We start from the raw sequence: 9,088 nt of genomic DNA on the forward strand, positions 1-9,088 counted from the left end.
GTTCCATACTTAGAAAGGAGACGACAATTATTTATCAATACACTGTTTGGTTATTTTGTCAATGCGTAAGTCCTAATCATATTCATTTCACCAAATATCACCTAAACAAGAGTGTCAGTATAATGCTGTGGTCTGTTTGTATTACTTATTTGAGTAGCCAAACTATTCAATAATAACGTTATTTATCGCGACTACGAAATTGGTAAAAGCAGCAGAAATATGACATTTTAGGTTGAAAAGACCCCGATCGCCCTTAAAGGCGATCGAGCTTGTAGAACTCTTACGCCCCGATGAAGCGATGGAATTGCTTATTGAAATCGCTTTCTTAGTTTCTAGGCCGATAGTTCTTGGAGTGCGATCGCTTTTTGGTTTGGGCGATCGCCAAGTTGTACTATACTAGCCCCTGTAAAGCAATTACCAAGATACCCAGACGAATATCGGCGGTAAGCGGGTTGGTAAAATCGGTCGATCGCGCTGGCATTTTCTGCCCTCAAATCGCTTTCTTTGGATTAATTGACGTTTTAAATTCTGCCTTCTACTTTCTCCCTTGGGGCTACACAAGCGGGGGGTAATGCCCTCCCTACCGTCAATTGTCAATAATTAATTATGAATTGTTAGTCTTCCTTGAGCAAGCCAAAAAGATATATCATAACCTTAACCGGATCATTTCTTCCCAGATATGTTCTACTGTTCTAATCCCACGTGTTCTCATCCTTTCAATCCCGACAACTCTAAATTTTGTCAAAGTTGCGGATCGCAAGGCCTCAACCCTCTCTTCAGAAACCGCTACCGCGTGATTCAACTGTTGGGCGAAGGGGGATTTGGCAGAACTTACGAAGCGGTAGATACGGATCGTATGGACGATCCCTGCGTAATTAAGCAGTTTGTACCCCAATTTCAAGGAACCTCAGCACTTGAAAAAGCCTCACAATTGTTTAAAGAAGAAGCGAAACGACTTTACGAACTTGGCGAACATCCCCAAATTCCTCGATTAATTGCTTATTTTGAACAAGACAAGCGACTTTATTTAGTACAAGAGTTGATTGAGGGGCAAACTTTACTAGCAGAATTAACTCAGCAGGGTGCTTTTAGCGAAGAAAAAATTTGGCAGTTGCTGGCAGATGTACTGCCGATTTTGAAATTTGTGCACGATCGCCAGGTCATTCACCGAGACATCAAACTTGAGAATATCATGCGGCGCCGCACCTCTGTTAACTCCTCGCTGCCAAAGGCGGGAAATTTTCGGAATTCAGCTTTCCGAAGGGGAGGGCGGGGAGAGTTAGTTTTGATAGATTTCGGCATTTCCAAACAAGTGACGGGATCCCTGATGAGCAAAGTAGGCACGACGGTAGGAACGCCCGGATATTCGCCGGTAGAACAAATGCGCGGTCAAGTTTTCCCCGGCAGCGATTTGTACAGTTTGGGAATAACTTGCCTGAGACTGCTAACTCAATGTTTGCCAAAAATTGACGGTTCCGATGACCTTTATGATCCGATAAACGGCGGCTGGATTTGGAGAGAACGGTTGCCAGCCGGCACAAAAATCAGCAGCGAGTTGGCAAATGTTTTAGACAAATTAATTCAAGATTATCTCAAAAATAGATATCAATCTGCTGATGAAGTAATCAAAGCTTTAAATCTCTATTCTTTACCTCCCCAACCCCCTTTTGTCAAGGGAGGACAACTTGCTTTAAGTTCTTCTGTGACAAAGGGAGGGCCACTTGCTTTAAATTCTTCTGTGACAAAGGCAGGGCCACTTGCTATTAATACTCCGCTCAATCACAGCGGGCAAATCAATAGCAATATCTCTGTCAATCCCAGGGAAAAATCCAACACCAATCCGCCTCCTAACAAGGCATCGCAGAAAATTGCCGCTGTCAAAAGAACTTTTGAATTTCAGGTGGTGACAGTAGACAAGCGCGGGAAGCCAACTAATGTTAACAGCGGCCAAGCGCGTTTTTTTGAAGAAAATCTTGGTAGCAGTACAATGCTGGAAATGGTATCGGTTCCTGGCGGTACTTTCCTCATGGGTTCTCCAAAAGATCGGGGTGACAGCGACGAAAAACCCCAGCACCCAGTAACTTTAGCATCTTTCTATATGGGCAAATTTCCAGTCACTCAGGCCCAGTGGACAGCAGTGGCGGCCCTGCCGGAAATTAAAATATTTCTGAATCCCGATGCAGCCCGTTTTAAAGGTGCAAATCGACCTGTAGAAAATGTATCTTGGTACGAGGCTGTGGAGTTTTGCGATCGACTTTCTCGCAAAACGGGTAAGAATTATCGCTTGCCTAGCGAAGCCCAATGGGAATATGCTTGCCGGGGGCAAACTACGGGGCCGTTTCATTTTGGGGAAACGATTACCAGCGAGTTAGCAAATTACAACGGAAATTCTAATTACGCTGATGCGTCGAAGGGAGTTTATCGCTTTCAAACGACAGATGTTGGCAGTTTTAAACCTAATGCTTTCGGATTGTACGATTTCCACGGAAATGTTTGGGAATGGTGCGCGGATTCTTGGCACAATAATTATAACGGTGCGCCTGCGGATGGTAGCGTTTGGGAGTCTGACGGGGACTCTTCGCTGAGGTTGTTGCGGGGGGGTTCTTGGAACGATCATCCTCCGAATTGTCGCAGCGCGTGTCGCCTCAGATATCAGCCGGATTGTAAGGCTAGTATTGTGGGTTTTCGAGTGGTTATTTCTGTTGTTTAAACTCCAATTGTAGGCATTCGTTCTCCTATCTTGAAATGCCTCTGCGGTTTCCCTATAGCAATCCTTGCAGGAGTCGTAAACTTTTTACCCCACCCCAACCCTCCCCTTATCAAGGGGAGTCCGTAAGAAATTCACAAATGATGCGAGGATTGCTATATCAATCAAAGATTTATGCAATAAGCCTATTGATATTGTCTCGGCATAGAGAAACCCGGTTTCTTCAACAAACCGGGTTTGGGAACGGGCGATCGCCCAAATTCTTGCCTTAACTAGCCTTCTTTTGAGGAGCGACTATGCGTTCCACACTCATAGCAGCCACGCTCAACGTCACCACAGCCATGCCGAGAATTGCCACAGGCTGCAACTTCTCATTGATAATTAGAAAACCGAAGAGAGCGGTCATTGCCGGCCCCAAAGTGCCAATTACTGACGCTAAGGCGGCCCCCGCAAACCGGATGGCAAAATTATTCAAAAGATAGCTAAACAGCGTCAGCACCCCTAAAATAACGCCTCCGATAATCAAACCAGGCCAAACATTTTGGTCGATTTTAGGAGAAAAATTTTCCGACAGCGGCACCCACAAACTCAGGGAGGAAAATACAAAAATTGCGGCGAAATTAACTAAACTAAAAGGAATTGGGTGCAGCTTGCCTGCGGCCATTTGCGTCAGCAATACGTAACCTGCAAAGGTAATCCCAGAACCCAGTGCTGCTGCGACTCCCACTCCCACATTACCGCCGCCCGGAGGTGGGGCTGCAAAACTCGGCCACCCAGCTAAAATCAGACCTGCGGTAATCCCGACGATCGCCAAAAAGCCGACTCTGCTAGGGCGAGAACCAAACAATATCCAAGAACCGAGTACGGTGACGATCGGATAAATAAAGAAAATCGTAATCGCAATCCCCGCTGGAATATTGCCGATCGCCAAATAAATCAAAACCTGAGACAAAAACAGAAAAAATGCGCTTCCTAAAACCTTGCTCCACAAAGCTCGATCGCCCGACTGGAACAACCGCCTAATATCTTTCCACACAGAAGGATACAGAAATGTCGCCAATATCGGCATCAAAGCCATCACCACGATCAGTCGCATCAACAAAATCAACAAAGAATTGCCAAAACCCGGAGTCACCACCCCCGGAAATTCAAACAAGCCAAAAACCACCCGAGGAGTTTTGCCTTTAATCAGAATTCTTAAACAAACATTAAACAGCGACAATACCACCGCCGAAGACAAAGCCAGCACCAAACCTGTCTGTACAGAAGGTGCTTTAGCGGTGGCTGGAGAGGGCACTGAAGAGGGTGCCGGTACGGATTCCCGCGGCCTTTCCACAGGTGTTGGCTGCAGAAGTTGCGGGCGGACAGAATTAACAGAATTAGTTGATTCTTCGACATAGGAATCTTGAGCATCGAAAGGATTCTCAAGATATTCTTCTTCTTCTTCGAGTTCTTCCCTGATGCGGTTTACGAGATTTTGTAACAGCTCTTCCCCTTGCCGCTCTAGGGTTTGCATATTGTTTAGCCGCACGGAAAGCTCGCTTTCATAGCTGCTCAAATCTTGTTCCAGCATCTGGAAACTGCGATCGATCCTTTCATCCAGCGCCGCCAGCAACTGCGAGGCGCGTTCGTCGTAGTTGCTCGGCGGCAGGGGTATCGGGAACTCGCCGCTGGGAATAGGGCTGCTGAGAGAATTTCCCGAGTTAGCGCTGAGTTCGTTGAACCGCTGCACCAACAAATCCTGCAAATTGTGAGCCAAAACTTGAGCCAACTGCTTCAGCCACAATTGCTGCTGCTGAATGTATCGCCCAGAGAGAGATTCCATTTGCTGAGACTGCAATTTGCGATATTGCTCCCGCAGGTCTTCAATATCCTCAATCAGGTGATTTTTTTCAGTTTGCAGCCGAGTAATGTCTTGATTTAACTGGCCTTTGACATTTTCATGCAAAGCGTCCAGTTCTTGCATTACTGAGTGTAGGACTTCTTCTGCTGATTGTGCATCCTCTGGCTCGCCCTTTGACGAGTATACGTTCCGCTGCGCCATTAGCCTATAACCTCTAATTTAAACTGCACGTTCAGTGTTCTTAAGTATTGTGACAAATCAGGTCGCAAGTTCTAGTGAGTTGATCTAAGAGATTGCGAACACTGTTTAATCAATAGTAGTCGCTAAGCTAGAAATGTGAGAAAATTGCGTGAAGCAAAGCTATCCCGCAAGGAATCGCCCCAAGAACACTTTGTGCAATTAGAAATCATACTACACCATGACCTCTCCACGGATTGCTCCCGGTAATTCTCGCATTTAACTCACCCGATTACACCCGAATCACAAGCCTAAGATCCCGTTGGGCGAATAAATTTGATTGGGGGGTGGCACTCCTAGCCCCTCAACGGATAACTTGATGCTGCGGCCAGAAATCCGGTTTCTTTTGCCCGCCTTTCTCCCGCACTCCCGCACCCAGGTTTATGATTTTAACAGTTCCGATCTTTTGCTCGCGAAAGTTTTAAGAGGCGATCGCACCCTCAAAAAGCAACCCCGCGCCATCAAAAAATTAACACATCCCATCCCCCAAGAGCAACAGATATGGCATCAGAAATTTATGACAATTCCTTGACAAGCGATATAGAAAAACTGAATATTTCCTCAGAAGCAGAAGTGTTTGTCTTTCCTGCCTCATTTGCCCAGCAGCGCTTGTGGTTTCTCGACCAATTCGCACCGGAAAACCCTTTCTATAATGTAGTAACAGCCCTGCGCTTAACTGGTTCCCTCAACTTAACAGCGTTAGAGCAAACCTTTAACGAAATAGTGCAGCGACACGAAACTTTGCGAACCACTTTTGCAGCGGTATCAGGTCAACCAGTGCAGATAATCTCTGCGGCTTTCAAGACTAATTTAAAAGTATTAGACTTGCAAGATTTGCCGCCAGAACAGCGGCCAACAGAAGCAATGAAACTCGCCGCAGCAGAATCTCTTCGCCCTTTCAATTTATCCACCGGGCCGCTGATGCGAGTCACCATCCTGCGGCTAACAGAAACCGAGCATATTCTCTTACTAAATATGCACCACATAGCCTCCGATGATTGGTCGATCGGTGTGCTAATTCGAGAAGTGCAGAGTATCTATACAGCTTTGATAAATCAACAGCCATCTCCCCTGCCAGAATTATCACTTCAATATGCAGACTTTGCCGAGTGGCAGCGCGAATGGCTGCAAGGTGAAATATTAGAAACCCAGCTAGCTTATTGGCGGCAGCAATTGCACGGGATTTCAGTGTTAAATTTGCCGACGGATCGCCCTGCACCAGCTAGGCAAAATTATCGGGGAAAAACTCAATATTTAGAACTGCCTAAAAAGCTGAAGGACGCACTTTTAGCGCTCTCGCAGCGAGAAGGAGCGACTTTATTTATGACAGTCCTCGCAGCATTTCAAACATTACTTTACCGCTACTCGCAACAAGAAGATATTGTTGTAGGTTCGCCGATCGCCAATCGCAACCGCAGCGAAATAGAAGCATTAATCGGTTTTTTTGTCAACACTTTAGTGCTGCGAACAGACTGTTCGGGAAACCCGACATTTCGAGATTTTTTGGGCCGCGTGCGGGAAGTAACCCTGGGAGCTTATGCTCACCAAGATTTGCCTTTTGAGAAGCTCGTCGAGGAATTGCACCCAGAGCGATCGTTGAATCGCCACCCGCTGTTTCAGGTGGTATTCGGTCTGCAAAATGCGCCGCTGGATGAGCTAGAATTGCCCGAATTAAAGTTGAGTTCTTTTCCTTTGGAAACTCAAACCACGCGCTTTGATTTAGAGCTGTATTTGTGGGAAGCTTCCGATAATTTTAGGAGCATATACGGCGAACATTGGGAAGATTCGGAAGGCCTCAGAGGCTTAGCTGTGTACAATACAGATTTATTTGATGAAGTTACGATCGCCCGAATGCTGAAGCATTTTAAAACGCTGCTGGAAAGCATTGTGGCTAATCCAGAACAAGGAATTGCTAACTTACCTTTATTGAGCGAGGATGAAGTGAATCAATTATTCAGAGAATGGAACGATACTCGCACAGATTATCCTCAAAATAAGTGCATTCATCAGTTATTTGAAGAGCGGGCCCAGCAGCATCTGGAGGATGTCGCCCTAACTTTCGACAGCCAAAACCTGACTTACAGAGAACTCAACAGTCGCAGCAACCAACTGGCGCGCTACTTACAAAAACTGGGCGTGGGGGCGGAGGTTTTAGTGGGGCTTTGTGCAGAGCGATCGATCGACCTAATTGTCGGGATGTTGGCTATACTGAAAGCGGGAGGAGCTTACCTACCGTTAGATCCGAGCTATCCGCGCGATCGGCTAAACTTGATGCTGGAAGATGCTCGAGTTAAAGTCTTGCTAATTCAGGATAAATTGATTGAGAATTTCCGAGACTTCTCAAACTCGGTGATTTACTTCGATCGCGACTGGGAACACATAGCCAAAGAAAACGCCGAAAATCCCGCCCACACCGTAACAGCAGACAACCTAGCTTACGTTATTTACACATCTGGCTCAACAGGAAAACCCAAGGGAGTTGCTGTCACCCACAAAGCAGTAAATCGGCTGGTACTCAACACCAACTATATAAAAATAGAACCTACCGATAAAATTGCCCAAGCATCAAACGCTTCATTCGATGCAGCCACATTCGAGATTTGGGGAGCCTTGCTTAACGGCGCTCAACTCGTGGCAATTAGCACCAATATTACCCTTTCGCCTCACGATTTAGCCTTAGAACTGCGCCAACAAGGCATCACCGTTTTGTTTTTAACAACTGCCTTATTTCAACAAATTGCTAGAGTTTTACCGCAAGCTTTTAATTCGCTGCGCTGCTTGCTGTTTGGTGGAGAAGCGGTCGATATGAGATGGGTTAAAAAACTTCTCAAACAAAAGCCAACTACTAAATTAATTCACGTTTACGGGCCTACAGAAAATACCACATTTTCGGCTTATTATTGCGTGCAAGACGTACCCGAAACCGCAACATCTATCCCCATCGGCCGCCCGATCGCCAACACGCAGATTTATCTCCTCGATGCGGATTTGCAGCCGGTGGCGATCGGTGTTATGGGTCAATTGTACGTCGGCGGTGACGGACTGGCGAAAGGCTACCTCAACCAGCCTGATTTAACTGCTGCTGCATTCATTCCTAATCCTTTTAGCAATAAATCTGGTTCTAGCCTTTATAAAACAGGTGATTTAGGTCGCTATTTAGCTGACGGCAATATCGAGTTTTTAGGCCGCGTTGACGACCAAGTAAAAATTCGTGGCTACCGCATCGAATTGGGAGAAATTGAAGCGGCTTTGTGCCAGCATCCACAAGTGCGCGAAGCAGTAGTAATTGTGAGGGAAGACATCCCCGACGATAAACATTTGGTAGCTTATGTTATTCCTGACGGCCTTAATGAAAAATTAGAAACTCCAAGTCTTAAGTCAAGTGATTTGCGCCAATTCTTGAAAGAAAAGTTACCAGGATATATGGTTCCTGCAACTTATGCAGTGTTGGAGAATATGCCACTGACCCCTAATGGCAAAGTAGACCGCCGCGCCTTGCCTGATATAGATACAGACAGCGAGGATATAACAGAAAATTATGTAGCGCCGAGGACTGATCTCGAAAATGCGATCGGGACAATTTGGGCTAAAGTTTTGGGAAAACAGCAAGTTAGTATCTACGATAATTTCTTTGAACTAGGCGGGCATTCCCTGCTAGCAACTCAGTTAATTTCTCGCATCCGAGACGCTTTGCAAGTCGAGTTATCTGTCAGCAATTTGTTTGAGGCTCCGAGTGTGGCGAGTCTGGCAAAATACATTGAAACAATGCGCTGGGCTGCGACTGGTTTGGATACTCCCAGAACCGACGAAAATGAGCGCGAAGATGTGGAATTTTAAGGGCTTACATAATTGGGGGATGATTTTGATTGTTTTCTGGGATGGCGTCCAAAAGTGAGATGCTCTCAATAAAAATAAGGTAAAAAATCATGACTCCACAGTCCACATTTTGAGCTAATCCACAGAGGAAGCGCTTCAGCAAACGCGATCGCTCTACACCCGCTATCTTTAAGCCGTCTGTCGTGCGAAACAACGCTTTTCGGGAGTGACAAATCATAGATATATCTACCTCACGAGTTCCTCACATTTCCTTCACATTTTAAACGTAATGTATATCGCCCTAAATCCGCATCATTAAATCATAAAAGAGTAATCTCAGTTTTTTGCCAGTACAGTAGATGAGGTCATTTACAATAACGACTTTTAGGGCTGGCTGGTAATTTAATAAGGAATGAGAATTAAATAACTTCCACAAGTTTGTGGGATGGGCGTCCCGCCCGTCCAAAAAGGACGGGCGGGACGCC

At 45.9% G+C, this 9,088-nt stretch carries 6 protein-coding genes; 3 read left to right on the top strand and 3 right to left on the bottom strand.

The genetic code is table 11. The features are described from left to right. Positions 1 to 232 precede the first annotated feature (232 nt). A complete protein-coding gene (locus QUA16_RS34210) occupies positions 233 to 400 on the top strand; it encodes a hypothetical protein (protein ID WP_333108971.1) in 168 nt (55 codons plus the stop codon). 279 nt (positions 401 to 679) lie between these two features. Continuing rightward, positions 680 to 2,710 carry an SUMF1/EgtB/PvdO family nonheme iron enzyme gene (locus QUA16_RS34215; protein ID WP_333108970.1) on the top strand — a complete coding sequence of 677 codons (2,031 nt, stop codon included), beginning with the start codon at positions 680 to 682 and terminating at the stop codon, positions 2,708 to 2,710. Positions 2,711 to 2,975: 265 nt separating this feature from the next. On the opposite strand, the gene QUA16_RS34220 is transcribed toward QUA16_RS34215, so the two are convergent. Further along, positions 2,976 to 4,751, bottom strand: coding sequence for an EamA family transporter (locus tag QUA16_RS34220; RefSeq protein WP_333108969.1), 1,776 nt, complete (start codon positions 4,749 to 4,751; stop codon positions 2,976 to 2,978). 537 nt (positions 4,752 to 5,288) lie between these two features. On the opposite strand from QUA16_RS34220, the gene QUA16_RS34225 reads away from it, so the two are divergent. Beyond that, positions 5,289 to 8,624 carry an amino acid adenylation domain-containing protein gene (locus tag QUA16_RS34225; protein WP_333108967.1) on the top strand — a complete coding sequence of 1,112 codons (3,336 nt, stop codon included), beginning with the start codon at positions 5,289 to 5,291 and terminating at the stop codon, positions 8,622 to 8,624. A 4-nt stretch (positions 8,625 to 8,628) separates the two neighbouring features. Here QUA16_RS34225 and QUA16_RS34230 read toward each other — a convergent pair whose 3' ends face one another. Both QUA16_RS34230 and QUA16_RS34235 read right to left on the bottom strand, forming a co-directional pair. Beyond that, positions 8,629 to 8,841: a hypothetical protein gene (locus QUA16_RS34230; protein ID WP_333108965.1), complete on the bottom strand. Its 213-nt coding sequence runs from the start codon at positions 8,839 to 8,841 to the stop codon at positions 8,629 to 8,631. Positions 8,842 to 8,904: 63 nt separating this feature from the next. Continuing rightward, positions 8,905 to 9,088 (bottom strand): hypothetical protein (locus QUA16_RS34235; RefSeq protein WP_333181707.1); only part of this gene is annotated, 184 nt, incomplete at its 5' end.

The sequence above is a fragment of the Microcoleus sp. S13_C3 genome (assembly GCF_036700905.1).
GTDB lineage: Bacteria > Cyanobacteriota > Cyanobacteriia > Cyanobacteriales > Microcoleaceae > Microcoleus.

Coding starts and splice junctions, on each gene's coding strand:
- QUA16_RS34215 (WP_333108970.1), top strand. CDS start 680: ATGTTCTACTGTTCTAATCCCACGTGTTCTCATCCTTTCAATCCCGAC.
- QUA16_RS34220 (WP_333108969.1), bottom strand. CDS start 4,751: ATGGCGCAGCGGAACGTATACTCGTCAAAGGGCGAGCCAGAGGATGCA.
- QUA16_RS34225 (WP_333108967.1), top strand. CDS start 5,289: ATGGCATCAGAAATTTATGACAATTCCTTGACAAGCGATATAGAAAAA.
- QUA16_RS34230 (WP_333108965.1), bottom strand. CDS start 8,841: ATGATTTGTCACTCCCGAAAAGCGTTGTTTCGCACGACAGACGGCTTA.